Genomic DNA, 25,162 nt, shown 5'->3' with positions numbered 1-25,162 from the left:
GAGGAACCGTCATGCGGATTGCGTACACGCCGCAACAAGAGGAACTACGTGCCGAGCTGCGGGACTACTTCGCCCGCCTGATGACCGACGAGCGGCGCACCGCGCTGGCCGCGCCGACCGGCGAATACGGCGAGGGCGACGTCTATCGTGAGGTCATCGCGGAGATGGGCCGCGACGGGTGGCTCGCGCTGGGCTGGCCGGAGGAGTACGGCGGCCGGGGCGGCTCGGTCATGGATCAGCTGATCTTCACCGACGAGGCCGCCGTGGCCACCGTCCCGGTGCCGTTCCTGACCATCAATACGGTCGCGCCGACCATCATGTACTACGGCACCGACGAGCAGAAGCAGTTCTTCCTGCCCCGGATCGCCGCCGGTGAATTGCACTTCTCCATCGGCTATTCCGAGCCCGGCGCGGGCACCGACCTGGCCTCGCTGCGCACCTCCGCGGTCCGCGACGGCGACGACTGGGTGATCAACGGCCAGAAGATGTGGACCTCCCTGATCAGCTACGCCGACTACGTCTGGCTGGCGGCGCGCACCGACCCGGATGCCGAGAAGCACAGCGGCATGTCGATGTTCATCGTGCCGACCACCGCCGAGGGCTTCTCGTGGACGCCGGTGCACACCATGGCCGGGCCCGACACCAGCGCCACCTACTACCAGGACGTCCGAGTCGGGCAGTCGGCGATGGTGGGCCCGGAGAACGGCGGCTGGGGGCTGATCACCAACCAGCTCAACCATGAGCGCGTCGCGCTGAGCGGGGCCGGGCACCTGACGATGGCGCTCCGCGAAACCATCGAATGGGCGAAGAACACCAAGGCGGCCAATGGTATTCGTGTCATCGACCACGAATGGGTGCAGCTGAATCTGGCGCGGGTGCACGCCAAGGTCGAGTACATGAAGCTGCTGAACCTGGAGATCGCCTCGCGCGCCGACGCCGGCGGTGACGCAGCGCCGCGCCCGTGGGACGCCTCCGGCCTGAAGGTGTACGGCACCGAGTTCGCCACCGAGGCCTACCGGCTGCTCATGGAGGTGCTCGGCCCCAACGCGCACCTCTGCCAGGACTCGGCGGGCGTGGAGCTGTTCGGCGTGCTCGAACGGCTGCATCGCGCCGGCCTCATCATGACCTTCGGCGGCGGCACCAATGAGATCCAGCGCGACATCATCGCCATGTTCGCCCTGCGCCTGCCGCCCGCCACCCGCTGACCACGCCCGAAAGGCCGGTAATCATCATGGATTTCACTCCGACCGAGGCCCAGCGGGATCTCGCCCGCCTGACCGGTGAGGTGTGCGCGAAGCTGGTCACCCCGGACCGGCTGCGCGAACTCGACAAGCACCTCGACGCCGCCGGTGACCGCACGGTGCGTTTCGACCGGCAGCTGTGGAACGCACTCGCCGAGACCGGCGTGCTGGCCGCCGCGCTGCCGGAGTCCGTGGGCGGCAGCGACTTCGGCGTCCTGGAACAGACCGCCGTCCTGCGCGAGCTGGGCAAGGCCCTGGCCCCCGTGCCCTACCTGTGGTCCATCGTGCTGAGCGCGGCCGCCCTCGCCGAATTCGGTACCGCGAACCAGCGGGACCTCGCCGTGCGGGCGGCCACCGGCGAGATCATCCTGACCGTGGCCCTCAGCGAAGCCCGGAACTGGGAGCCCACCGCACCGGTCACCACGGCGGCCGAGGATGCGGGCTGGACGCTGAACGGCGCCAAGACCACCGTGCCGTTCGCGCGCCAGGCCGATCGTATCCTGGTGCCCGCCAGCGTATCCGGGACGGTCGCCCTGTTCCTGGTCGATCCGTCGGCGGCCGGCGTCACGGTCACCGAGCAGATCACCACCGATCGCAGTCCCGAATACGCGGTCGAATTCGATTCCGCACCGGCGGAACCGGTGGGCACGGTGGCTGGCGGAGCCGAGATGCTGAACCGGCTGCTGGACCGGGCCTGGCTGGGGCTGGCCGCGCAGCAGCTGGGCACCCTCGAACAGGGGCTGGAGCTGGTGGCGGCGTACGCCCGGGAGCGCGAGCAGTTCAATCGCAAGATCGGGAGCTTCCAGGCCGTGGCCCAGCGCCTGGCCGACGCCTACATCGACGTCCAGGGCGTCCGGCTCGTGGTGACGCAGGCGGCGTGGCGGCTGGCCGAGGGCCTGCCCGCCGGGGCCGAGGTGCACACCGCCAAGTTCTGGGCCGCCGAGGCGGGTCACCGCGTCGCACACACCGTGGTGCACGTGCACGGTGGTGTCGGTATCGACCGCGACCACATCGTGAACCAGTACTTCACCGCCGCCAAGCACAACGAGTTCGCCCTCGGCGGCGCGACGGACCACCTGCGCGCACTGGGTGCGGCGATGGCGGCCGCCCTCTAGCGGGGGAGACCGGCGTGATCCCGGAACTCCGCGATCACGCCGGTCCGTTCGCCGCCGATGTCACTGTCGCACAGCCGGAGTGCCGGTTCGCGCGATGATGCTCGCACCGTAGCGCCGGGTCTCGTTCTCGATCTGGCGGGGAGTCCCCGAGCGGGCCAGCGCGATTCGGGCCCCGCTCACCAGCGCCGCGCCCGTCGCGGCGAATACCTGCGGATCCGACAGTGCACCAACACAATACAGTGTGTCGCGGTAGTCGATGCCGATGGCGGGCACCATGCCGTACGCGCTGAGGGCCCACTGACGATTGGTGATCCGCTCGACCGTCGGCGTGGGGGTCGCGAAGTCGACCGCGAGGAAGGCGAGGTCGTCGGCGGTCCCGGGATTCGGGGTGTACCAATCGGGTAGGCGCACGGTCCGGAGGTCGATGGCGTCCAGATCGGTGTACTTGTCCGCCACAGCTTTCCGGCCGGCGCGCACGCCGTCATCGCCGACCACCAGTAGTCGATGGTCGTGCTCTCCGCCGCGGTCGATGTCCGACTGGCCGGCGATGACGGTGCCGATGCCGGTGGCCGCTACGGCCGCGGCCAGTTTCTCGTCCGCGGGAAGCAGCACCGCCACCGCGCCGAGCCGCGACAGGGCCGCCGTCGCGATCAGAGCCCCCGGTCGCATCCCCATTACCACGCCCACCTGATCGGCGGGCTCCACACCCACCGCGATGAGGGCCCGCGCCACCGTGTCGATACGGGCGTTCACCGCGGCCTCGGTGCGCATCCGGCCCGCATAGAGCAGGCAGTCGCGCGAGGAGGTGCGCGCACCCCAGGCCGATCCCGGCGAAATCCTGATGCCCGGCAGCAGCTTTCCGGGGCGCGCGGGCCGGGGCGGGGCGAACAGCGCCCGCTGGGCCCGGCTCCGCGGCCGGGGCGGCGGCGATGTGACCTCGGGCATGTCGACGATCTGCTCGGGGCGCGGCCCGTCGCCACCGTGCCAGTGCAGCCAGTCCGCGATGGCCGGCCAGGTCGTCCGTACCGCGACACCGCCCGCGACCATCTTGTAGTGCCCGGCATCGACACCGAACTCGTACACGGGCGCACTGCGCGCCGCGTGCCGGATGCCGCGCACCGAGGCGGCGGGCGCGAGCTGATCCTTCGACCCGACGATCCCGAGAATCGGGCAGGTCAGCTCGCCCAGGCTGTGCACCCGCTCGCCGACCACGAACCCGCCGGAGTGCAGGCGATTCCCGATCGCGAACTGCCGCAGCAGATCCGAGGCCGCCGGACCCGGGTAGCCGATGCGGCCCTCGCCCGCCATGAACCGGCGGCGGCGTTCCTCGGCGGGGGACAGGCGCGGTGCGGAGCGGTGGCGCAGGGTGTGCACGCGATTGCGCACCGCGTTCACCGGATCGACCAGATCCCACCAGGTCTTCAGGATGGAGTCGGTGATATTGCTGCCCTCGCGCACCGTTTCGGCGAGGAAGTTCGCGATGCGCGGGCCGAACGGGAGCCCGGCGGCCGTCCAGTCCACCATGCTGCCGATCCCGACCATGCTCGCGATCCCCTCACCGCGCCGGTGTGCCGCGGCCAGGTAGCCGAACATGCCGCCCTGGCAGTAGCCGACCAGGTGCACCGCGTCGCCGGTGTGGTCACGCATGGTGTCGACGGCGGCGGCCACCGCAAGGACGTGATCGTCCAGGGTCCGTTCCCAGCCGTTCTCTTCCGTTGCCGGAGAGCCGAAGTCGAGGACCCACGGATCGATTCCGGCCCGATGCAGCAGCGTCACCGCCCCGGTCTCGGTGTCCAGGTCGAAGACCTCGGCGGTCATCATGAGCGGCGGTACCAGCAGGGCGGCCGGGCCCGCCGCCGGTTGCTCCGGAAAGTAGCGCCGCAACCGGTACATGGGCCGGCCTTCGACCACGGCGAACGGGCTGGTGACGGGATCGGGTGTACTCCCGATGAATTCCATTGCACTCCCCAGAAATGAAACGTGCTCTAGTCAAAGGTCCACCGCGAGTCCATATGCGTTTGGTCACAGCAGATTTGCCGACCGAAGCCCTGCATCGAGTTCTAGAACAAGTTACAGTGCGAAGGAGTCGATGGGGTGGGTTCATGGACGTTGAAAGTCACTGAGACGCAATAGATCTGCGCATGGTCGCGCGGCAATCGGAAACAGCCGGCCGTGAAACGGATTGGCGGAGAAGCGCAGTCGTGCCATCCGCCGATGGGAGGGGTTCTATGGATATGCTGCGGTGTCCCGTACACAGATACCCGTCGGAGACAACGAGATCACTGGGCCTGGACCCGGTCATGGACGAGGTCCGCGGATCCGGCGGCATCGCGCGGGTGCAGTACCCGTACGGCGATGCGGCCTGGCTGGTCACCGGCTACGAGGATGTGCGAACCGTCTATTCGCAGAAGGCGTTCAGCCGCACCGGAATGTCCCAGGACACCGCGCCGCGGCTCACCGCCGGACTGCTGCTGCAGGGCGGCATCGGCAGTCTCGACGACAGTATCCACACCAAACTGCGCCGCGTCATCGGGCGGGAACTGACCGCTGGGCGGATGACCGCGCTGCGCGCCACCGCCGAGGCCCTCATGACCCGGCGGCTGGCCGAGCTCGAGCGGTCGGCGGCCACCGACTACGTATCCGCTGTCGCCAAACCGTTTTCGCTGAATGTGCTCGGTGAGCTGGTCGGCATTCCCGAAGCCGAGCAACCCGAGGTGGCCGACTGGGTGAGTGCGCTGCTCACCGACGCCTCCGTGGCCGACGCCGGCGCACGCGGCGCCGACGCCGCGCTGCAGGATCTCGGCAAATACGTGCTGCGGCTCATCGCCGACCGGAAGGCCGCTCCCACCGGGGATTTCGTCTCCGATCTGGTCCGCCACGGCGACGATCTGGCGAAATGGGAGCTGGTGACCGTCGTCTTCGCCCTCATCGTGGGCGGTTATGAATCCTCGGCCCACATGCTGAGCAAGCTCGTGCTGCGCCTGCTGCTCAGCCCGGACCTGTGTTCCGAGCTGCGGGCGCATCCGGACCGGATCCCGGGTGCGGTCGACGAGCTGCTACGCACCATCGCCCTGGCCGGTGGTGAGGGACTGCCCTGGCGGGTCCGCGAGCCCATCCGGCTCGGCGGGGTGGACCTGGTGCCCGGCGACTACGTCGTCCCGGCCATCGGCGCCGCCAATCTGGACCCGGCCGTCTACACCGATCCCGAACGCATCGACCCGGCACGATCGGCCAAGCCCCACCTGGCCTTCGGTTACGGGACCCGCTACTGCCTGGGCTCCCAGATCGCCCGCATGGAACTCGAGGTCGGCATCGGCACGCTACTGCGGGACTACCCCGGCGTCCGGCTCGCGGTCGCACCCGAGCAGGTGCGCTGGCACAGCGGGTCGGCGGTCTGGCAGCTGGCCGAACTGCCGGTGTGCCTGTGATGGCGGTCGGAATCCTGCGCACCGGCGCCTACGTGCCGCCCACCGAGATCGGCAATGCCACCATCGCGGCCTGGGCGGACACCACACCGGAGTGGGTGGGCGAGCGCACCGGCATCGACAGCCGCCGCTACGCCGGCCCGGACACGGCCACCTCCGATCTGGCCCACCGAGCCGCCCTCGATCTGCTCGGGCCGCGGGAGACATGGCCGCGGATCGGCAGCGTCATCGTCGCCACCTCGACAGGGGATCAGCCGCAGCCCGCGACAGCCGCTGCGCTGCAACACAAATTGGGGCTCAGCGGCATACCCGCCTTCGACCTGAACTCGGTGTGCGTCGGCTACCTCTTCGCCCTGACCGTCGCCGCCGGACTGCTGGAACGCGAGGGGGAACGGGCGGACCCGGCGCTGGTGGTCGGGGCCGACATCTACTCCCGGATCATGAACCGCGCCGACCGCAAGACCGTGAGCCTGTTCGGTGACGGTGCGGGCGCGACCCTGGTCGGACCGGTGCCGCCGGGCTACGGGTTGCACGCGAGCCGTCTGGTCACCAATGGTGAATTACGTTCTCTCGTCGAGGTTCCCGCGGGGGAGCGGCTGTTCCGGATGGACGGCCGCGCGGTCCGCGACTACGTGCTGACCATGCTGCCCAAACTCATCGCGGAGGCGCTGGCGGAATCCGGCTTCACGCTCGCCGACATGGACCGGATCATCCTGCACCAGGCCAACACCCGGCTGCTGGAGACCTGTATCCGGGAACTCGGCATGGATCCCGCCCGGGTGCCGCTGACCGCTCCCCGCTACGGGAACACCGGCGCGGCCTCCATTCCCATCACCCTGCACAGCACCCATCTCGAACGCCCGCTGCAACGCGGTGAGCGCATTCTGCTGGCCGGCGTCGGCGGCGGCATGAGCGCCGGAGCGGCGGTGCTGACGTGGTATTGACCCGAACGAAATCGGAGGACTCCTGATGCGGCTCGAAGGAAAGGCCGCCGTCGTCACCGGCGGCACCCGGGGGCTCGGCTTCGCGATCGCGAAAGCGTTTCTCGCGGAAGGCGCGTCGGTCATGTGCTCGGCGCGCACGGCCGGGGACTACCAGCTCCTCAAGGAGGAATATCCGGACCGCTGCCTGTTCCATCCGGCCGATGTCGCCGATCCGGCGGCCGTCGAGCAGCTGATGGCCGCGGCCGCGGAATCGCTGTCCGGGCTGGACGTGGTGGTGGCCAATGCCGGGGTGAGCCGGGACGGGCGGATCGAACAGCTCGCCCCGCACGACTGGGACGCCATGGTCGCCACCAACCTGACCGGCACCTTCCTGTGCACCCGTGCGGCCGTGCCGCACCTGCGGGAACGCGGCGGCGTGATCATCAATATGTCCTCGTCCATGGCGAGCCGGATAGCGGTCGGCGCGGCCGGCTACAGCGCCACCAAGGCCGCCATCGAGATGTTCACCCGGACCAGCGCAATCGAACTGGGGCAGTACGGAATCCGGGTCAACGCCCTCTCGCCCGGCATTCTCGACGCCGGCATGGGCGGCCGGCTGGCCGACAACGACCGGGTCTGGGCCGCCTACCGCAAGCGGTTCGCCCTGGGCCGGGCCGGGCGGGTCGAGGAGGCCGCGCAGGCGGCCGTCTTCCTCGCCTCCGACGACGCCTCCTACGTCAACGGGGCGATTCTCGATGTCAACGGAGGTTTGATGTGGGCCTGACCGACCAGCGCAACAATCCGTTCAGCGAACCCGAGCAGGCCAAGCTGGTGGAGCTCGGGCGCAAGCACGTGATGGGCATGGAATACACCGATGCCGAGGAGGTCTGGATCAGCTCGGGCATGGAGCATCTGCTGCTGCAGACCGTCGGACGGCGGAGCGGGAAGACCCACAAGGTGGCGCTGCCGTTCTGGGTCGACGCGGCGGGGCACCGCATCGTCGTCGCCTCCTTCATCGGGGCGCCGCAGCATCCGGCCTGGTACTGGAACCTCACCGATACCGCGGCCAATGCCGAGGTGCGGGTGAAGCTGCGCGCGGCTGACCTCCGGGCGCGTCCCCAGATCCTCGAAGATCCCGAGTACCAGGAGGTTTGGGACGCCTTGACGACCGACCGCGAGTTCTACCGCGACTATCAGTCCCGGACCGAACGCCGGATACCGCTGGTCCGATTGCGCGAACTGTGAGCGAGGCGAATGCGGCGGCGCTGCAGGGTGTTCCGGTGACCGCGCTGTGGACACTGTGGAGCCGGGCGTCCGAATCCGCCCGGACCGATTCGGACTTCCGCGATTTCCGTGCCGAGGAGCTGTGCCGGTCGATCTACTTCGATTACCGGAGCTTCGGCAGGCCCGCCCAGACCCAGGTGCTGCGCGCCCGCACCATCGACGCGGAAATCGAACGCTTCCACCGGAACTCGCCCGGCGGCACCGTGGTCGCCCTCGGCGAGGGACTACAGACGACCTACTGGCGGCTCGGCACGCCGGACCTGAACTGGATCTCGGTGGACCTGCCGGAGATGATCGCCCTGCGTGAGCAGCTGCTGCCGGAGGAGTCACGGGTCCGCACGGTCGCCGCGTCGGCGCTGGACCGGTCCTGGTTCGACCTGGTCGGCGCCGGGGACGTGCTCATCACGGCCGAGGGCCTGTTCATGTACCTGCAGCCGGACGAGGTCTATGCGCTGATCGGCGATATGGCACAGCGGTTTCCGGGCGCGAGCGTCATCTTCGACGTCCTGCCGCCCGGCCTGACCGAGCGCACGCTGAACGGGACCAAGCTGGCCCGCGGATCGGACTATGTATTGCCGCCCATGCCCTTCGGCCTGACCGCCGCCCAGACCCGGGCGCTGCCGCAGCGGATCCCGGGCGTCTCCGGCTACCTGGAGCTTCCGATGGTGCCCGGACGCGGCTGGTGTGCACCGGTGATGCTCGGCCTGCAGCGCAGGCTGCCGCTGGTCCGGAACCACCGCCATCTGATCGCGCGGCTCACCTTCGCGTAGGGGCCGCGGCCCGGCGCGGCTGCGGCCCACCGGTGACCGGGTTAAGGTCACAGAGTTGAGCGAAACCCGACCGGTCAGGATGCAGCACGTGGAGAACAAGAAGGCGCCGTGGACCGCCGCCGACATCCCGAATCTGCAGGGGCGCACCGCCATTGTGACGGGGGCCAGTGCCGGGCTGGGGTTGGAGACCGCGCTGCGGCTCGCCGAACACGGCGCCCGGGTGATCCTGGCATGCCGCAATGCCGACAAGGCCGCTGCCGCGGCGGAAACCATCCGCCGGATCGTGCCGGACGCCGACCTGCCGCTCGTGGAACTGGATCTGACGTCGCTGAAATCGGTCCACCGGGCCGCGGCACGGCTGCACGACGACTTCGGGCAGATCGACCTGCTGGTGAACAATGCGGGCACGCTGAGCCGGGAGCGGACCGTCACCGAGGACGGGTTCGAAACCACCTTCGGCACAAACCATCTGGGCCCGTTCGCATTCACCGGACTCCTGCTCGATCTGCTGCACGCGGCGCCGCAGGCCCGCGTCGTCACGGTGACCAGCGGGGTCCCCGCGCAGAAGGGCACCTGGCTCGACCTCGACGACCTCGCCTACGAGCGGCGCACCTACAAGGCCTACCCCGCCTACGCGCAGTCCAAGCAGGCCAACGCCAGCTTCGCATTCGAACTGCAGCGGCAGCTCAACGGCACCGGCAGCCGGCTGATCTCGGTGCTGGCCCACCCGGGCGCCGCCGAATCCGACTTCGCCCAGAACTTCGGTCCCGCAGTCGCCTTCCTGTCCCGGCCCTCGCTGCGCTGGGTGTTCCGGATCGTCATGCAGACCGTCGAGATGGGTGCGCTGCCGAGCCTGCGCGCCGCCACCGACCCCGGCGTGCGCGGCGGTGACTTCTACGGCCCCACCGGCTCGACCAAGGGCTACCCGGTGCCGAACGCGGCCGGGGAACGCACCCGCGATCCCGAGCTGGCGGCCCAGCTGTGGACCGAATCCGAACGGCTCACCGGAGTAACCTACCGGTTCGACCAACTCGACGGCGAGGCGGACTAGGCCCGATACGCCGAACGCCCCCTGAAATCCTCAGGGGGCGTTCACCTTACGACCGGGTCAGCGGCTCAGGTCCGGATCCACGTCGTCGTCGGTCAGCAGGGCGCTGCCGGCGACGCGATCGGTGGCCAGGGCGTCGAGGAAGGCGCGCGCCCACCGGTCGACGTCATGGGTGAGGACCTGGCGCCGCATCGAGCGCATCCGGCGGCGACGGGTGTCGCGGTCGTCGTCGATCGCGCCGATCAGGGCGTCCTTGACACTGTCGAGATCGTGCGGATTGCACAGGTAGGCCTGTCGCAATTCCGCTGCCGCACCGGTGAATTCGCTCAGTACCAGCGCACCGTTGAGGCTGCCCTGACACGCCACGTACTCCTTGGCGACCAGGTTCATGCCATCGCGCAGCGGCGTCACCACCATGACATCGGCGGCCACGAAGAACGCGATCAGCTCGTCGCGCGGGATCGGGCGGTGCAGGTAGTGCACCACCGGATAACCCACCCGGGAGAACTCGCCGTTGATCCGGCCCACCTGGCGCTCGATATCGCCCCGCATCTGCTTGTAGGACTCGACCCGCTCCCGGCTCGGCGTGGCCAGCTGCACCATCACCGTGTCCGCCGGATCGATCCGGCCGTCGTGTAGCAACTCCTCCAGCGCGGCCAGCCGGATGTCGATGCCCTTGGTGTAGTCCAGGCGGTCCACACCCAGCAGGATCGTCTTCGGATTGCCCAGCTCCGCACGGATTTTCGCGGCCCGCTCCCGCACTCCGCGGCGGCGCGAATACTCGTCCAGCTCGGTGGAGGTGATGGAGATCGGGAACGCGCCCACCCGCACGGTGCGGAAACCGACCTGCACCACACCGAGTTTCGAGCGCACGCCCACATTGCCGCGCGACGTGGGCTGCCCGGCCAGCCTTCTGGCCAGATACAGGAAGTTCTGCGCGCCGCCCGGCAGATGGAATCCGATCAGGTCGGCGCCCAGCAGGCCCTCGACGATCTCGGTGCGCCACGGCATCTGCATGAACAGTTCCACCGGTGGGAACGGAATGTGCAGGAAGAAGCCGATGGTCAGATCGGGCCGCAGCATGCGCAGCATCTTCGGCACCAGCTGCAACTGGTAGTCCTGCACCCACACCGTCGCGCCCTCGGCGGCCACCTTGGCGGTGTACTCGGCGAAACGGCGGTTCACCTGGACGTACGCCTGCCACCATTGGCGGTCGTAGACCGGCCGCACGATCACGTCGTGATACAGCGGCCACAGCGTCGCGTTGGAGAAACCCTCGTAGTAATCGGCGACCTCGTCGCCCGACAGTGGCACCGGATGCAGTTCCAGACCGTCCTCGACGATCGGATCCAGATCCACATCCGGGACGCCGGCCCAGCCGACCCAGGCGCCCTTGTTGTTGCGCAGTACCGGTTCCAGCGCGGTCACCAGGCCGCCGGGGCTGCGCTTCCAGCGAGCGGTTCCATCGGGTAGTCGCTCCAGGTCGACCGGAAGCCGGTTGGCGACGACGACGAAACCGGAGCCGGAGCTATCCGGGTGCACGGGTCATTCGCCTCGCGTCGGACCGATGCCCAGCATGGACAGCAGCATGCGGCACTCGTCGGCATCGGTGGCGTAGGCGGCCACCACGCGCTGGGCCTGTCGAGCGGTTTCGTCGGCGAGCGGTTCCAGATCGTCGTCCGCGATGTCGTTTGCGCCGGTCTTCGCGGCCATCTCATGTCCTCTCGGGGAAGTCTGCTCGGTGCGAGGAGTCCATCGTATCTGCCAGGAAAGTCGGGACCGTGCGCTGCGTACATTGCGAGCCCTAACCGCAATGGTCGTGGTCGCGAGACCTGCCGGCCAGACCGCACGGTCGGCGGCACCGGGCGAAACGTTCCAGGCCCCGATGCCTATACGGTCTACGGAACGTGGAAATCGGAAACATGGCGAAGGGGTCGGAAGTATGCCGTTGGCGACGGTGAACGGAATCTCGCTGAACTACCAGGTCAAGGGAGACCGGTCCAAGGGCACCGACGTCAAGGGGTCCGCGCCGCTGGTCGTCATGATCATGGGCACCGGCAGCGGCGGCCGGGTGTGGGAACTGCACCAGGTGCCCGCGCTGGTCGCCGCCGGATTCCGGGTCTGCACCTTCGACAACCGCGGCATCGCACCGTCCTTCGAATCGCCCGCCGGGATCACCATCGAGGACCTGGTGCGCGATACCGCCGCCCTCATCGAATTCCTCGACGAGGGACCGGTCCTCGTGGTCGGTCAGTCCATGGGCGCACGGGTCGCGCAGGAACTCGCGCTGGCCCGGCCCGACCTGGTCCGCAAGGCCATCTTCATGGCCGGACACGCCCGGCTCGACCAGTTCCAGAAGACGCTCTCGTTCGGCGAGCACGAACTGGACGCCTCCGGCTTGCGGCTGCCCGCCAAATACGAGGCCGCCATGACCGCCATCATGAACCTCTCGCCGGCCACCATGGCCGACCCGCACGCCGCTCGCGACTGGCTCGACCTGTTCGAATTCACCGGCGGCCCGGCCGCGCCGGGCGTGCGCGCCCAGCGGCGCATGGACCACGACTTCGACCGCACCCAGGCCTATCGGGCCATCACCGTGCCCTGCCTGTCCATGGGCTTCGCGGACGATCGGATGATCCCGCCCTACCTTTCCCGCGAAGTCGCCGATATCATTCCGGGAGCCCGTTACCAGGAGGTTCCCGACGCCGGACACTTCGGCTACCTGGAACAACCAGATGCCGTCAACAAGATCCTGCTCGAATTCTTCGCGGCCTGAACGAAGTGCAGGTAACCGCCCAGCGGTAACGCCTGCCTTGCTAGGGTCGAATCAACGTCGGGGGCTCGTTCCATCACTGCGGTGACTGGACGATCCGTCTACGTTCCCGTACACAGCGCCAGTATCCAGTGAGGTGAAATGAGCACCAATCCCTTCGATGACGAAGACGGCCGGTTCTTCGTCCTGGTCAACGATGAGGAACAGCACTCCCTGTGGCCCGCCTTCGCCGAGGTTCCGGCGGGTTGGCGAGTCGTTTTCGGCGAGGACAGCCGCGCCGCGTGCGTCGAGTACGTCGAGAAGAACTGGACGGATATGCGTCCGAAGAGCCTGCGTGACGCCATGGCGGCGGACGACGCGGCTCGTCAGGCGGCTCAGTCCTGACACCCTGCGGTTAGTCCGATACTGCGCGAACGGCTTCCGAACGCGGCCGGTCGATGCCACGAGCGTCGCCCGGCTGCGCTCCGGTCTTCCACGCAGCATCGTTCCGACTGGGACGCCGGCTTTTCCGCGCAGCCGGCCGCCCCGGTTATGATGGCACCGCTTTCCGCCTCCTTAGCTCAGTGGTAGAGCACCGCTCTTGTAAAGCGAAGGTCGTCAGTTCAATCCTGACAGGGGGCTCAAAGAGGCTCTGACCTGCGAAAGCAGGTCAGAGCCTGCTTTTTTTTGAGTGAGAACAACCCTTGGATAGCGCTGAACTCTGCTGCCGTCGTTGCATGACCGCATCGCGGGGCCGCATCTGCGGTGTGAGACCAATCACACCGATTGGTCCCAGGTAGGGACCGACGATGTGAAGTCGTGGATGGTGTGGCTCTGGCTAGACGCTTCGTTGCCGTAGCTGGCCAGGAGAAGCGTGGTATCTGTCCCGGCAGGCCTTGTTGAAGACCGACAGAGCCGAAAAACCGCTGTCGTAGGCGATATCGGCGATGGTTCGGCGTTGATTCCGTGGATCGGAGAGGCGTGCCACCGCCCGTTCGAGACGGGCGGTGAGCAGGTAGCGATGGGGAGTAGTGCCCGCCAGTCGCATGGCGCGTTCGAGCTGGCGGCGCGTGATGCCGAGATCTTCGGCGACGGTTTCCACCGTGACCCGCGGATCATCGGAGCATCTGCGGATGTGCAGGCGCGCATCTCGGGATATCGCGGCCAGTTTCGTGTTCTCCGGGGCCCAGCGTTCGTCCAGAGCAGCAGCCAGCAGCCCGGTCCAGTGCGTGCTGATCTTCAAGAATTGGGCCGCCGTCATCGTGTCGCCGTGGCGGTCGAGCTGTTCGGTGAGTGCGACCACGGACCCGAGCAGCGGGTCGTGGGTGTCCAATGCCAGATGCGGCGGCCCATCGGGAGACAAGCGCAGGATGTCGGCAGGAACGTTCAGGATCCAGCTCCGCACATGGTCGCCGTGGGAGAGCACCATGCGCCGGCCCCAATCGACGACGCCCATCTGGCCCGGCCGCAGCAGCACTCGCGTGCCGTGTTGCTCGATGCCGACGGTTCCGCTGCGCGGGATCAGCAATCGGGCGCTGCGGTCGCCGTCCGCCTCGACCTCGGCCGGCGTGCGTTCGTAGGAAATCTCGGTGGATTCGAACTGCACATTCTGGAAGTCGCCCAACCTGTAGCCCGCCAGGCGCTGAACCCGCAGCGCGCCATCGAAGTTCGGCCAATCGCTGAAGTCGATCCGTGCTCCGCCCTGATTGATGGAAACCTGCTCGCGCCAGTACGCCGGTCTGTCGTCCTCCGGCACCTCGGAGGTGGTGTCGCTTGACAATTCCAGCTCAGACACCTGCGTACCTCGTCAGCGTTGTCGCAATCCCGGAAAAGGTTCGTCGCAAATCCGGTCGACCCGAATCTATACGCGCACTTAGCCTTTGACTAAGTGAGTCGCTCGCAACGCTGCTCGACGAAATCGAACGCGAACAGGGCTGACCCGCACCGCTGTCGATGTTGCTGATCTACGAAGGGGGTAGATCAGCAACACCTCACCGTCGCTCGCTCACGCGGCCGCACCCACCGGCCGCGCCTTCACTCCTCGCAGGAAACTCCCAGGGAAGGGTCAGGTTCTTCGCGGGGGAAGCGCAGAATATGGCCTTATGACAGGTGTGCCCGTTCAGCCGCGCGAACCCGAGGCGAGGGTGCTCGTCGTTGACGACGAGCCCATGATCGTCGAGCTACTGTCGGTGAGCCTGCGATATCAAGGGTTCGAGGTCGCGAGTGCCGCGAGCGGCACCGAGGGGCTGGACAAGGCCAAGACCTTCCGGCCGGATGCACTGATCATCGATGTGATGATGCCCGGGATGGACGGGTTCGGGCTGTTGCGGCGGCTCCGGGCCGACGGGATCGACGCACCGGTGCTGTTCCTGACCGCGCGCGACGACGTGGATGACAAGATCACCGGACTGACGCTCGGGGCCGACGACTACGTCACCAAGCCGTTCAGCCTCGAAGAGGTGGTCGCGCGGTTGCGGGTGATTCTGCGGCGGTCCGGGCGCTCGGCGCCGGAGACCAAGACGTCGCGGCTGCGGTTCGCCGATATCGAACTCGACGACGACACCCACGAGGTATGGAAGGCCGGCGAACCGGTCGCCCTGTCGCCCACCGAGTTCACGCTGCTGCGGTACTTCCTGGTCAATGCCGGCACGGTGCTCAGCAAGCCGCGGATCCTGGACCACGTGTGGCGCTACGACTTCGGCGGCGAGGTCGGCGTGGTCGAAACCTATGTGTCCTACCTGCGCAAGAAGGTCGACACCGGACCGGACCGGCTCATCCACACCCTGCGCGGGGTCGGCTACGTCATGCGGGAGCCGCGCGGTAAGACGGCCAACGCGTGAACGCTGCCCCGGTCGATGGCAAAGGCACGGCTCGCAGTCTCCGGGGCAAGCTCGCCGACCGGCTCGCCGCGGTGCCGCTGCGCACCACCCTGGTGCTCGCGCTGGTGTCCCTGGTCGGGTTCGGGCTGCTGGTCTCGGGTATCGCGGTCACCTCGCTGATGCGCAATGTGCTGGTCGAACGTATCGACCGGCAGCTCTACGACGCCGCTCACAGCTGGGCCGCGCCCGGCGCGCAACGCCCGGAACCGCTGCCCACCGTGCGCGGGCGGGAACGGCCGCCGCACCTGTACTGGGTGCAGGTGCAGGATGCGAAGGGCCAGATCACGCTGAGCCTGTCGGCGGGCGTGCAGCAGCCCGAAGTGCCCGCGGACCTGGGTAATCGGCCGGAGACCGTCGGCTCGGTGGGCGCGTCCACCGAGGAGTGGCGGGTGCTGCGGACCGTCAACGAGTACGGCACCAGCACCATCGCGCTGCGCATGGACGAGACGAACTCGCTGCTGGACAAGCTGATCGTGCTGCAACTGGTGATCGGCGCACTGGTGCTGGCGGCGCTGGCGGCGGTGGCACGCATCGTGATCCGGCGCAGTCTGCGGCCGCTGCGGGAGGTCGAGCGCACCGCTGCCGCCATTGCGGGCGGTGACCTGCATCAGCGAGTTCCGGTGCGCGGCACCGACACCGAGGTCGACCACCTCTCACAGTCGCTGAACACCATGCTGACCCAGATCCAGCAGGCCTTCGCCGCCACCGAGGCCTCCGAGGAGGCGGCGCGGCGCTCCGAGGCCAAGATGCGGCGCTTCGTCGCCGACGCTAGCCACGAACTGCGCACCCCGCTCACCACCATCAAGGGCTTCTCCGAGCTGTACCGGCAGGGCGCGATCACCGATCCGGACATGCTGATGGACCGCATAGAACGCGAGTCCAAGCGGATGGGGCTGCTGGTCGAGGACCTGCTCATGCTGGCCCGGCTGGACGCGCAGCGACCGATCGAACGGCGGCCGATGGACCTGCTCATGATGGCCAGCGATGCCGTGCACAGTGCGCGCGCCCTGGCGGCGGCCCAGCACCCGGAGGGTCCGGAACGCAAGATCGACCTCGAAATCCGGCCCGGGCCCGGCACTCTGGAGATGCTCGGCGACGAGCCGCGACTGCGGCAGGTGCTGGCCAACCTGATCAACAACGCGCTGGTGCACACCCCGCCCGAGGCGGAGGTGACGGTGCGGCTCACCCCGGCCGCCGACGAGGTGCTCATCGAGGTCGCCGACACCGGGCCGGGACTGGATACCGAACAGGCCGAGCGGGTCTTCGAACGCTTCTATCGCACCGATGCGTCCCGCAGCCGGGACAGCGGCGGTACGGGACTGGGACTGTCGATCGTGCATGCGCTGGTCGACGCGCACGGCGGCAAGGTGTCGGTGACCAGCGAGCCGGGGGAGGGCACCACGTTCACCGTCCGGCTGCCGCGCGAACCGCGCTGAGCGGGGTGCCCGCGCGGGACGCGGGCACCCGGGTTCACTACGCGGGGACGTTCGCGCCGTAGCCGAGGTCGCGCAGGGCCTGCTTGATCATGGCCTGCGCCTCGTCGAGGGATTCCTTGCTGGGTTCCGGGTCCGCCCCGCTGATGTCGAAGTCACCCAGGTGGAAGGCCGGGAAGACGTGCATGTGCAGGTGCGGCACCTCGAGACCCGCGATGAGCAGGCCCGCCCGCGGGGCGTCCCAGGCGGCCCGCACGGCCTGGCCGATCTTCTGGGCGACCGCGGTCAGGCGCGCGAAGGTGCCCGGATCGACGTCCTGCCACTGGTCGATCTCCTTGCGCGGCACGACAAGCGTGTGCCCCTGCGTCACCGGGGCGATCGTGAGGAAGCCGACGAATTCGTCGTCCTCCCAGACGAACCGGCCCGGCAGCTGACCGTCGATGATTGCGGAGAAAACAGAAGCCATGCCCCGGACCTTACGCGGGGAAGGACACCCCCGCGCGAACGCACAACAGACCGCTACCGGTTGCGTCTGCCCAGCCCTTTAAGCTGTCTGCCGTGCGCGTACTCGTCATCGGTTCCGGAGCCCGTGAACATGCCCTCGTCCTGGCGCTGCGCAAGGACCCGGCGGTGTCCGCCGTGTATGCGGCGCCCGGCAATGCCGGCATCGCCCAGCACGCCGAGGTGCGTGCGGTGGACGCCACCTCCGGGGCGGAGGTGACCGAGCTCGCCCAGGAGCTGGGCGTCGATCTGGTCGTGGTCGGACCCGAGGTGCCGCTGGTGCTCGGCGTGGCCGACGCGGTGCGGGCAGCCGGGATCCCGGCATTCGGCCCGTCCGCCGCCGCCGCGCGGATCGAGGGCTCGAAGGCCTTCGCCAAGGACGTCATGAACGCGGCCGGGGTGCGCACCGCGCACAGCGAGATCGTCGACCATCCGGGCGAATTGGATGCGGCGCTGGATCGTTTCGGGCCGACCTGGGTGGTCAAGGACGACGGCCTGGCCGCAGGCAAGGGCGTCGTGGTGACCCCGGACCGGTCGGTGGCCCGCGAGCACGGCGCCGAGCTGCTCGAGCAGGGCCACCCGGTGCTGCTGGAGTCGTTCCTCGATGGCCCCGAGGTGTCGCTGTTCTGCCTGGTCGACGGCGAGACCGTGGTGCCGCTGCTCCCCGCCCAGGACCACAAGCGGGTCGGCGACGGCGACACCGGGCCGAACACCGGCGGCATGGGCGCGTACACGCCGCTGCCGTGGCTGCCGGAGCAGACGCTGCAGGCCATTGTCGACGATGTGGTGAAACCCGTTGCGGCCGAGATGGTTCGCCGCGGCGTGCCGTTCAGCGGCCTGCTGTACGCCGGTCTCGCCGTCGGGCAGGCCGGGCCGGCCGTGGTCGAATTCAACTGCCGCTTCGGCGATCCCGAGACCCAGGCCGTGCTGGCCATGCTGGACAGCCCGCTGGGCGAGCTGCTGTACGCCACCGCGACCGGCACCCTGGACCAGGTGCCCGCGCCGCGCTGGAAGGACGGCGCCGCCGTCACCGTGGTGCTGGCCGCCGAGAACTACCCGGCCCGCCCGCGCAGCGGCGACGTCATCACCGGAGCCGAATCCACCGGCACCGGAACCGAATCCGAGGTGCTGCACGCCGGCACCGCGCAGCGTGAGGACGGCGCGCTGGTCTCCGCGGGCGGCCGCGTGCTCGCCATCGTCGGCCAGGGCGCGGATCTCGCCGAGGCCCGCAAGAACGCCTACGACCGCCTCGCCGGAATCAAGCTGCCGGGCGGCCACTTCCGCACCGACATCGCCCTGGCCGCCACCGAGGGCCGCATCACCGTCCCGGCCTCCGCCTGAAGGCCGACGACCCGAAGTCCGAATGCGGCGCCTGAACTTCGAATGCCAGCGCGACAACTGATTTCGCGCCGATCGGGGTAACTCGCCGGGCACCCCCGAAATTGTTTCGGCCCTGAACCGCCGGCACGCGTCGCCAGCGGTCAACGGCTCCCGAGCGGTGCGCTGAAGTTCCGGGGAGGCGGGGGAGCGGAGGCGGGGGAGCGGAGGCGGGTCAGACGATGATGCCGTGCTGGGCGAGCCAGGGCTGTGGGTCGACGTGCTGGCCGTTGATGATGATCTCGAAGTGCAGGTGCGGACCTGTCGAGTCGCCGCGGTTGCCGATGCGCGCGATCTGCAGGCCCGCCGGGACGCGCTCGCCGACCGACACCGAGAAGTCGTACATGTGCCCGTAGACGGAGATGGTGCCGTCGTCGTGGCGGATGCGCACCCACAGCCCGAAGCCCTGGGCCGGGCCCGCGTCGATGACGGTGCCCGCCGCCACCGCGTAGATCGGTGAGCCGAGCGGCGCGGCGATGTCGATGCCCGCGTGGAAGGTGCCCCAGCGCGCCCCGAATCCGGAGGTGAACACGCCCTTCGCGGGCAGCGCGAACCCGCCGGCGCCGGGAATCACGAAGCCGGGCGGCAGCGAACTGTCCGGTGACGGCGTCATCCACGGCTGCGGCTGCCCGGCGACGGCCGCCGCGGCCTCGGCCTTGGCCCGCTCCAGCGTGGCCGCCGCGGCCGCCGAGACCACCGCCTGCTCGCGCAGATGCTCACCGTTGCTGATGGCGTCCAGATACCGCTTCGACGTCTCCGGGGCGGCCTGCACCTGCAGCGGATACTGCACCGGAACCCGCAGCGCCACACCGGGACCCACCTCGGCGTCGGTGGGCAGCAGGCCCAGCGCGCCGTCCGCGCTCGCGAACACCAGCACCGCGACCACACCGCCGATCAGTACCCGGTGCCGAATGCCCCACGCGCGCACCACCGGCCACTGCCGCCGCGCTTCGGCCCGGCTCCGCCGCACCAGCTCGACGGTCTCGGCCCACGAGCGCGGCCGCCGGCCCCACAGCTCGATCGCACGGGCTCGCGCGATCGGCGCGTACCACCGCAGCCAGGCGATCGCCCGCCCCGCGAACCGGACGACCGACCGCCGGACCCGTTCCAGCGCCTCCTGACCCCGCGACGGCTCGTCCTGGAATGCCAGCTGCGACCGCACACCCGGCGTATAGCTGTCCGTCGCGCCGGCTGTCCGCGGTGGTGCGGATTCGGGTGGGCTCGGGTCGGCCTCCGGGGTGGTCCCGGTGGTTGCTGGTCCCCCCTGCACAACCGCCTCCTCAGGCATTCGGGTGGCAGTTCCCGGACAGGCGGGGGAGTCGGTGCTCTACCGTCTGTCGAGTGCGTATCGAATCTCGCCGGTCGACCATCCCACCTTTTTACGTGATGGACGTCTGGAAAGCAGCAGCTGAACGGGCCCGGACACACGGAGATGTGCTGGTGCTGGCCGCGGGGCAGCCGTCCACGCCCGCTCCGGCGGCGGTTTTGCGCGCCACCAAGGCGGCCATGGATTCCGAATTGCTGGGCTATACCGAGACATTCGGGACGCTGGCGCTGCGGGAGGCCATCGCGGAGCATCATCGCAGCACCTACGGGGTGCGCGTGGACGCGGACGATGTCGTGGTGACCACCGGTTCCTCCGGCGCGTTCACCCTCATCTTCCTGGCGGCCTTCGATCCCGGCGACACCGTGGTGGTGGCCCGGCCGGGCTATCCGGCCTACCGGAACACGCTGACCGCGCTGGGCTGCGACGTGGTCGAACTGGACTGCGGGCCGGAGACCCGGTTCCAGCCGACGGTGGCCATGCTGGAGGCGCTGCCGGAGCCGCCCGCGGGGCTGATCGTGGCGAGCCCGGCCAATCCGACCGGGACCATGATCGCGCCGGAGGAGCTGGCGGCGCTGGCCCGCTGGTGCGACGAGCACGGGACGCTGCTCATCTCCGACGAGATCTACCACGGCATCGTCTACGCCGGCACCGAGCCGACCTCCTCGGCCTGGGAGACCTCCCGGGAGTCGGTGGTCATCGGCTCGGTGTCCAAGTACTTCTCCATGACCGGTTGGCGGCTGGGCTGGATGCTGGTGCCGGAATCGCTGCGCCCGGCGCTGCAGCGACTGGCGTCCAATATGACCGTGTGCCCCCCGGCTATTTCTCAGTTCGCGGCGGTGCACGCGTTCGGCGCGGAGGCCAAAGCCGAACTGGACGGTCATGTGCGGCGCTATGCGGCGAATCGCCAGCTGCTGCTGTCGGGGCTGCCCAAGCTCGGCATCACCGACCTAGCCCCCGCCGACGGCGCGTTCTATGCCTACGCGGATATCGCTCACCTGACCGATGATTCGATGCGCTGGTGCACCGAGGTGCTCGACGCCACCGGTGTGGCGCTGGCGCCCGGCATCGACTTCGACACCCGCAACGGCCACCACACGGTTCGCTTCTCGTTCGCCGGAGCCGGCGCCGACATCGAAGCGGCACTGGACCGGTTGGAACGGTATTTGGCCTGATCTGCCAAGGAGATTGAGCGCAGTGGGCAAAATGAACACAGCGCCGGTGATGACTGGCACGATTGCATCGTGACCACTGCGACGACTCCGAAAGGCGAACGGCGTCGCCAAGCGCTGGTTTGTGCCGCCGCCGAGCTCCTGCTCGAAGGTGGCTTCGAAGCGGTCCGGCACCGCTCGGTGGCAACCCGGGCGGAGCTGCCGCTCGCGTCGACCACCTACTACTTCGAATCGCTCGAGGATCTGATCGCGCGCGCGGTCGAGTTCTCCGGCAATGCCGAACTGGAGGCCATGCGCCGCCGCGTCGGCGAGGTGACGCACCGCCGGCGCGGGGCGGAGGCCACCGTGGAATTGGTGCTGGACCTGTTGGTGGGCCCGGAGATTCAGGACCTGGACGCGCGGGGCCAGCTGATCGCCCGCTACGAGCGCTCGGTCGCGTCCGCCCGGCACCCGGAACTACGAGAGGTCCAGCTGCGACTACGCGCCCAGTTGGACGAGCTGCTGACCGACGTGCTGCGCCGCTCCGACCGCGTGGTGCGCACCGAACAGACCCGCCGCCTGGTGGCGGTCGTCGATGGGGCGGTGGTGACCGCGCTCGGTGAACTCGACCCGCAGCCCCGGCGCATGGCGCGGGGCGCGCTGCTCGAGATCATCGACATCGTCGCCCCACCGGCATAACTCGGCCCGACTCCCGGGAACTCTCGGGAAGCTCCGGCCGGAGCGAATTTCCGCCGCGATGATGGCGGGGCAAACCGGTGGGAAACCCACCGGTAAACTGGGACAACGTGAGTCTTGTGCCGAACGTCCTTGCCACCCGCTACGCCAGCCCCGAGCTGGTTCATCTGTGGTCGCCCGAGAACAAGATCGTGCTCGAGCGGCGGTTGTGGCTGGAGGTGTTGCGGGCCCAGGCCGAGTTGGGGGTGAATGTTCCGGCGGGGGTCGTCGAGGACTACGAGCGGGTCATCGATCGGGTGGATCTGCGGTCGATCGCGGAACGCGAGCGGGTCACCCGGCACGACGTGAAGGCCCGGATCGAGGAGTTCAACGCGCTCGCGGGGCACGAGCACGTGCACAAGGGCATGACCTCGCGGGATCTCACCGAGAACGTGGAGCAGCTGCAGATCCGGCTGTCGCTCGAGCACGTGTACGGCCACGGCGTGGCCATCGCGGCCCGGCTGGCGGAGCGGGCCGCCCAGTATCAGACGCTGGTGATGGCGGGCCGCTCGCACAATGTGGCGGCGCAGGCCACCACCCTCGGCAAGCGATTCGCTTCCGCCGCAGACGAATTGCTCATCGCGCTGACCCGGCTGCGGGAGCTGATCGACCGATACCCGTTGCGCGGCATCAAGGGTCCGATGGGCACCGCGCAGGACATGCTGGATCTGCTCGGCGGCGACGCGGCCAAGCTGGCGCAGCTGGAGCAGAAGGTGGCCGGCCACCTGGGTTTCGCGAACGTGTTCACCAGCGTGGGCCAGATCTACCCGCGTTCGCTGGACCACGATGTGCTCTCCGCGCTGGTGCAGGTGGGCGCGGGCCCGTCCTCGTTCGCGCACACCATTCGCCTGATGGCGGGCCACGAGCTGGTCACCGAGGGCTTCCAGCCCGGCCAGGTGGGCTCCTCGGCCATGCCGCACAAGATGAACACCCGCTCGTGTGAGCGCGTCAACGGCCTGCAGGTGGTGCTGCGCGGCTACGGCTCGATGGCGGCCGAGCTGGCGGGCGCGCAATGGAACGAGGGCGACGTGTTCTGCTCGGTGGTGCGCCGGGTCGCGCTGCCGGACGCCTTCTTCGCCATCGACGGCATGATGGAGACCTTCCTGACCGTGCTGGCCGAATTCGGCGCGTACCCGGCCGTGGTCGACCGCGAGCTCAACCGCTACCTGCCGTTCCTGGCCACCACCCGCATCCTGATGGCGGCGGTGCGCGCGGGTGTGGGCCGCGAGACCGCCCACGAGGTCATCAAGGAGCACGCGGTCGCGGTGGCGCTGGCCATGCGTGAGCAGGGCCGCGAACCCGATCTGCTGGACCGCCTGGCCGCCGATGACCGCATGCCGCTGGACCGGGCCGCCCTGGATGTGGCCCTGGCGGACCGTTCCGCCTTCATCGGCGCGGCCGAGGCGCAGACCGCCGATGTGATCGCGCAGGTCCAGAAGCTGGTCGACGCGAATCCGGAGGCCGCCCGCTACACGCCGTCGCCGATCCTCTAGGGATACAACGACTCTCGAATCTCGCCCCCGGCTCCGGAACGGAGCCGGGGGCGAACGAGTTGCAGGCGAAGTATTGCTGGGACGCTCGCCCGGCCACTGGGCCGAGTCGGGCGGGTGTGGGGTAGGGGGCTCTAGGCTCTGCGGGCATGAACCCTTACACGATCTTCTCCGACATCGTTGCCGGGCGGGCACCGTCGTCCAAGGTGTACGAGGACGAGGATTGCCTGGCGTTCATGGATATTCGGCCGGTGACGCCCGGGCATGTGCTGGTGATTCCGAAGACGCCTGTCCCGAGCCTGGCGGAGCTGGATCCGGCGTTGGGCGGCAAGCTGTTTCAGGTGGGGCAGCGCATCGCGGCGGGCCTGCGGGAGTCCGAGGTGCACTGTGACGGAGTGAATTTCTTCCTGGCCGACGGGGTCACGGCGGGCCAGGAGGTTTTCCACGTGCATCTGCACGTGATTCCCCGCACTCCGGGCGACGGATTCGGGCTGCGGGCGCGGCCGACCAGTCCGGCGCGCGCGGACCTGGATTACCTGGCGGGATCCATTAGGGGCGCATTGTCCCGAATTGCCGCCGACTGATAGCCGATTCGCATTACCATATCCGGACCGCGTGGTTAGCCAACGACACGCCATAACCTCATTCCCGCGCGTCGCAATAGCCACTCGAGTTACGTTTGATGGTGATTGTGGTGGGCTGATGAAGGTGGGGACATGCGTCGAAGAGTCGTTGCCGCAGCTGTTTTGGCGATCGCTGCAGGTTTGCTTTATCCGGTGGCCGCCCCGCCGGCAATCGCGCACGCGGGCCAGGTCGTCCGCGTCGACCAGCTGAGCGCCACCCGCTCGGCGATCGTCATCGACTCCGCGGCCATGGGCCGCACCATCCAGGTTCAGGTGCTGCATCCGGCCGGCGGCGGCGACCGCCCCACCTACTACCTCCTCGACGGCCTGGATCCCGGTGCGACGCAGAGCACCTGGACCAATGCCACCGACGCCGAACCCTTCTTCCAGGGCAAGGACGTGAACGTGGTGCTGCCCATGGGCGGCCAGGCCAGCTACTACACCGACTGGGTGTCCGACGACCCGCGCTTCGGCCGCTACAGGTGGGAAACCTTTCTGACACAGGAGCTTCCGCCCATCATCGACGGATACTTCGCCGGTAGCGGGGTGAACGCCATCGGTGGTCTGTCGATGGGCGGCATCGCGGCCTTCGTGCTGGCGGTGCGGCATCCGGAGCTGTACCGGGCGGTGGCGGGCTACAGCGCCTGCCCGGACACCACGATCGCGCAGGGCGCCATGATGTTCTCGGTGGCCAATCGCGGTGGCAACCCGCTCAATATGTGGGGCGCGCCGGGCAGTCCGGCCTGGGCCGAGCACAATCCGGCGGTGCTGGCCGAGGCGCTGCGCGGCAAGACCATCTTCCTGTCCACCGGTACCGGCCTGCCCGGCCCGCACGAGCTCGAGATCAAGCCGCAGCTGCCGGAGAACATCTTCTTCGGCGGCCCCATCGAATTCGGGGTGGACGCCTGTGTCACCGCCTTCGAGCAGCGGCTGCGTGCCATGAACATTCCGGCGCGGGTGGAGCACTCGCCGGTGGGCACGCACTCGTGGTCGTACTGGCAGGACACCCTGCACGAGTCGTGGTCGACCATCGGCGCGGCGATAGGGGCCTGAACAGTGTTGTGCCCGGCTCGTTTCGAGCCGGGCACGCC

Annotated in this window: 24 protein-coding genes and 1 tRNA gene; 19 read left to right on the top strand and 6 right to left on the bottom strand. The window is 68.8% G+C overall.

Going from position 1 to position 25,162, the window contains the following annotated elements:
• The first annotated feature begins 11 nt into the window (after positions 1 to 11).
• Both ABZV44_RS02905 and ABZV44_RS02900 read left to right on the top strand, forming a co-directional pair.
• The gene (locus ABZV44_RS02905; protein WP_354831120.1) at positions 12 to 1,205 is read left to right on the top strand and encodes an acyl-CoA dehydrogenase family protein; all 1,194 of its coding nucleotides are present in this window, start codon (positions 12 to 14) and stop codon (positions 1,203 to 1,205) included.
• A gap of 26 nt (positions 1,206 to 1,231) precedes the next feature.
• Positions 1,232 to 2,356 carry an acyl-CoA dehydrogenase family protein gene (locus ABZV44_RS02900; RefSeq protein WP_354831117.1) on the top strand — a complete coding sequence of 375 codons (1,125 nt, stop codon included), beginning with the start codon at positions 1,232 to 1,234 and terminating at the stop codon, positions 2,354 to 2,356.
• A gap of 60 nt (positions 2,357 to 2,416) precedes the next feature.
• Here ABZV44_RS02900 and ABZV44_RS02895 read toward each other — a convergent pair whose 3' ends face one another.
• Entirely contained in the window at positions 2,417 to 4,315 is a 1,899-nt protein-coding gene (locus tag ABZV44_RS02895) for an alpha/beta fold hydrolase (RefSeq protein WP_354831114.1), read from the bottom strand.
• Positions 4,316 to 4,656: 341 nt separating this feature from the next.
• Here ABZV44_RS02895 and ABZV44_RS02890 point away from each other — a divergent pair, with 341 nt between their 5' ends.
• The 6 genes from ABZV44_RS02890 to ABZV44_RS02865 are packed head-to-tail and all read left to right on the top strand — an operon-like array spanning position 4,657 to position 9,809.
• Positions 4,657 to 5,784, top strand: a complete 1,128-nt coding sequence (locus ABZV44_RS02890; RefSeq protein ID WP_354831112.1) for a cytochrome P450 — start codon at positions 4,657 to 4,659, stop codon at positions 5,782 to 5,784.
• Entirely contained in the window at positions 5,784 to 6,725 is a 942-nt protein-coding gene (locus tag ABZV44_RS02885; protein ID WP_354831109.1) for a ketoacyl-ACP synthase III, read from the top strand. The genes ABZV44_RS02890 and ABZV44_RS02885 overlap by 1 nt, the downstream gene beginning before the upstream one ends.
• A 25-nt stretch (positions 6,726 to 6,750) precedes the next feature.
• On the top strand, positions 6,751 to 7,488 hold the full coding sequence (locus ABZV44_RS02880) for an SDR family NAD(P)-dependent oxidoreductase (protein WP_354831106.1): 738 nt from the start codon (positions 6,751 to 6,753) through the stop codon (positions 7,486 to 7,488).
• Entirely contained in the window at positions 7,479 to 7,949 is a 471-nt protein-coding gene (locus tag ABZV44_RS02875) for a nitroreductase/quinone reductase family protein (RefSeq protein ID WP_354831103.1), read from the top strand. The genes ABZV44_RS02880 and ABZV44_RS02875 overlap by 10 nt, the downstream gene beginning before the upstream one ends.
• Positions 7,946 to 8,758, top strand: a complete 813-nt coding sequence (locus ABZV44_RS02870) for a class I SAM-dependent methyltransferase (RefSeq protein WP_354831101.1) — start codon at positions 7,946 to 7,948, stop codon at positions 8,756 to 8,758. Before ABZV44_RS02875 ends, ABZV44_RS02870 begins: the two co-directional genes overlap by 4 nt.
• Before the next feature lie 55 nt (positions 8,759 to 8,813).
• Positions 8,814 to 9,809, top strand: a complete 996-nt coding sequence (locus ABZV44_RS02865) for an oxidoreductase (RefSeq protein ID WP_354831098.1) — start codon at positions 8,814 to 8,816, stop codon at positions 9,807 to 9,809.
• Between the two features lie 57 nt (positions 9,810 to 9,866).
• On the opposite strand, the gene ABZV44_RS02860 is transcribed toward ABZV44_RS02865, so the two are convergent.
• Positions 9,867 to 11,348, bottom strand: coding sequence for a trehalose-6-phosphate synthase (locus tag ABZV44_RS02860; RefSeq protein ID WP_354831095.1), 1,482 nt, complete (start codon positions 11,346 to 11,348; stop codon positions 9,867 to 9,869).
• Positions 11,349 to 11,351: 3 nt separating this feature from the next.
• Complete coding sequence (locus tag ABZV44_RS02855; protein WP_162958162.1) at positions 11,352 to 11,519, bottom strand: hypothetical protein; 168 nt, start codon at positions 11,517 to 11,519, stop codon at positions 11,352 to 11,354.
• Between the two features lie 229 nt (positions 11,520 to 11,748).
• Here ABZV44_RS02855 and ABZV44_RS02850 point away from each other — a divergent pair, with 229 nt between their 5' ends.
• From ABZV44_RS02850 to ABZV44_RS02840, 3 genes are all read left to right on the top strand, one after another.
• Positions 11,749 to 12,582, top strand: coding sequence for an alpha/beta hydrolase (locus ABZV44_RS02850; RefSeq protein WP_354831092.1), 834 nt, complete (start codon positions 11,749 to 11,751; stop codon positions 12,580 to 12,582).
• Positions 12,583 to 12,720: 138 nt separating this feature from the next.
• Positions 12,721 to 12,963 carry an MbtH family protein gene (locus ABZV44_RS02845; RefSeq protein ID WP_019931522.1) on the top strand — a complete coding sequence of 81 codons (243 nt, stop codon included), beginning with the start codon at positions 12,721 to 12,723 and terminating at the stop codon, positions 12,961 to 12,963.
• Positions 12,964 to 13,128: 165 nt separating this feature from the next.
• Positions 13,129 to 13,200 (top strand) — tRNA-Thr (locus ABZV44_RS02840).
• A 196-nt stretch (positions 13,201 to 13,396) separates the two neighbouring features.
• Here the strand turns inward: ABZV44_RS02840 and ABZV44_RS02835 are convergent.
• Positions 13,397 to 14,353 carry a helix-turn-helix domain-containing protein gene (locus tag ABZV44_RS02835; RefSeq protein WP_354831087.1) on the bottom strand — a complete coding sequence of 319 codons (957 nt, stop codon included), beginning with the start codon at positions 14,351 to 14,353 and terminating at the stop codon, positions 13,397 to 13,399.
• A gap of 307 nt (positions 14,354 to 14,660) precedes the next feature.
• Here ABZV44_RS02835 and ABZV44_RS02830 point away from each other — a divergent pair, with 307 nt between their 5' ends.
• Complete coding sequence (locus tag ABZV44_RS02830) at positions 14,661 to 15,398, top strand: response regulator transcription factor (RefSeq protein ID WP_354831085.1); 738 nt, start codon at positions 14,661 to 14,663, stop codon at positions 15,396 to 15,398.
• Positions 15,395 to 16,873: a HAMP domain-containing sensor histidine kinase gene (locus ABZV44_RS02825; RefSeq protein WP_354831082.1), complete on the top strand. Its 1,479-nt coding sequence runs from the start codon at positions 15,395 to 15,397 to the stop codon at positions 16,871 to 16,873. The genes ABZV44_RS02830 and ABZV44_RS02825 overlap by 4 nt, the downstream gene beginning before the upstream one ends.
• A gap of 37 nt (positions 16,874 to 16,910) precedes the next feature.
• On the opposite strand, the gene ABZV44_RS02820 is transcribed toward ABZV44_RS02825, so the two are convergent.
• A complete protein-coding gene (locus tag ABZV44_RS02820) occupies positions 16,911 to 17,336 on the bottom strand; it encodes an HIT family protein (RefSeq protein WP_354831079.1) in 426 nt (141 codons plus the stop codon).
• A gap of 92 nt (positions 17,337 to 17,428) precedes the next feature.
• Here ABZV44_RS02820 and purD point away from each other — a divergent pair, with 92 nt between their 5' ends.
• Positions 17,429 to 18,712: a phosphoribosylamine--glycine ligase gene (gene purD / locus ABZV44_RS02815; RefSeq protein WP_354831076.1), complete on the top strand. Its 1,284-nt coding sequence runs from the start codon at positions 17,429 to 17,431 to the stop codon at positions 18,710 to 18,712.
• A gap of 211 nt (positions 18,713 to 18,923) precedes the next feature.
• Here purD and ABZV44_RS02810 read toward each other — a convergent pair whose 3' ends face one another.
• Entirely contained in the window at positions 18,924 to 20,018 is a 1,095-nt protein-coding gene (locus tag ABZV44_RS02810; RefSeq protein ID WP_354831073.1) for a M23 family metallopeptidase, read from the bottom strand.
• Positions 20,019 to 20,089: 71 nt separating this feature from the next.
• Here ABZV44_RS02810 and ABZV44_RS02805 point away from each other — a divergent pair, with 71 nt between their 5' ends.
• The 5 genes from ABZV44_RS02805 to ABZV44_RS02785 all read left to right on the top strand — a co-directional run bounded on the left by ABZV44_RS02805 (position 20,090) and on the right by ABZV44_RS02785 (position 25,124).
• Complete coding sequence (locus ABZV44_RS02805; RefSeq protein WP_354831070.1) at positions 20,090 to 21,247, top strand: pyridoxal phosphate-dependent aminotransferase; 1,158 nt, start codon at positions 20,090 to 20,092, stop codon at positions 21,245 to 21,247.
• Between the two features lie 69 nt (positions 21,248 to 21,316).
• A complete protein-coding gene (locus tag ABZV44_RS02800) occupies positions 21,317 to 21,922 on the top strand; it encodes a TetR family transcriptional regulator (protein WP_354831067.1) in 606 nt (201 codons plus the stop codon).
• Between the two features lie 107 nt (positions 21,923 to 22,029).
• Positions 22,030 to 23,451, top strand: coding sequence for an adenylosuccinate lyase (purB, locus tag ABZV44_RS02795; protein WP_354831064.1), 1,422 nt, complete (start codon positions 22,030 to 22,032; stop codon positions 23,449 to 23,451).
• A gap of 146 nt (positions 23,452 to 23,597) precedes the next feature.
• On the top strand, positions 23,598 to 24,032 hold the full coding sequence (locus ABZV44_RS02790) for an HIT domain-containing protein (protein WP_354831062.1): 435 nt from the start codon (positions 23,598 to 23,600) through the stop codon (positions 24,030 to 24,032).
• Positions 24,033 to 24,164: 132 nt separating this feature from the next.
• Positions 24,165 to 25,124 (top strand): alpha/beta hydrolase family protein, encoded by a 960-nt coding sequence (locus tag ABZV44_RS02785; protein WP_354831059.1) that lies wholly within the window; start codon positions 24,165 to 24,167, stop codon positions 25,122 to 25,124.
• The last annotated feature ends 38 nt before the right edge of the window (positions 25,125 to 25,162 follow it).

Source organism: Nocardia sp. NPDC004860, assembly GCF_040609015.1.
Lineage (GTDB): Bacteria > Actinomycetota > Actinomycetes > Mycobacteriales > Mycobacteriaceae > Nocardia.
The sequence above is the reverse complement of the archived record's forward strand: the minus strand, read 5'-3'. Positions and strand labels throughout refer to the sequence as shown.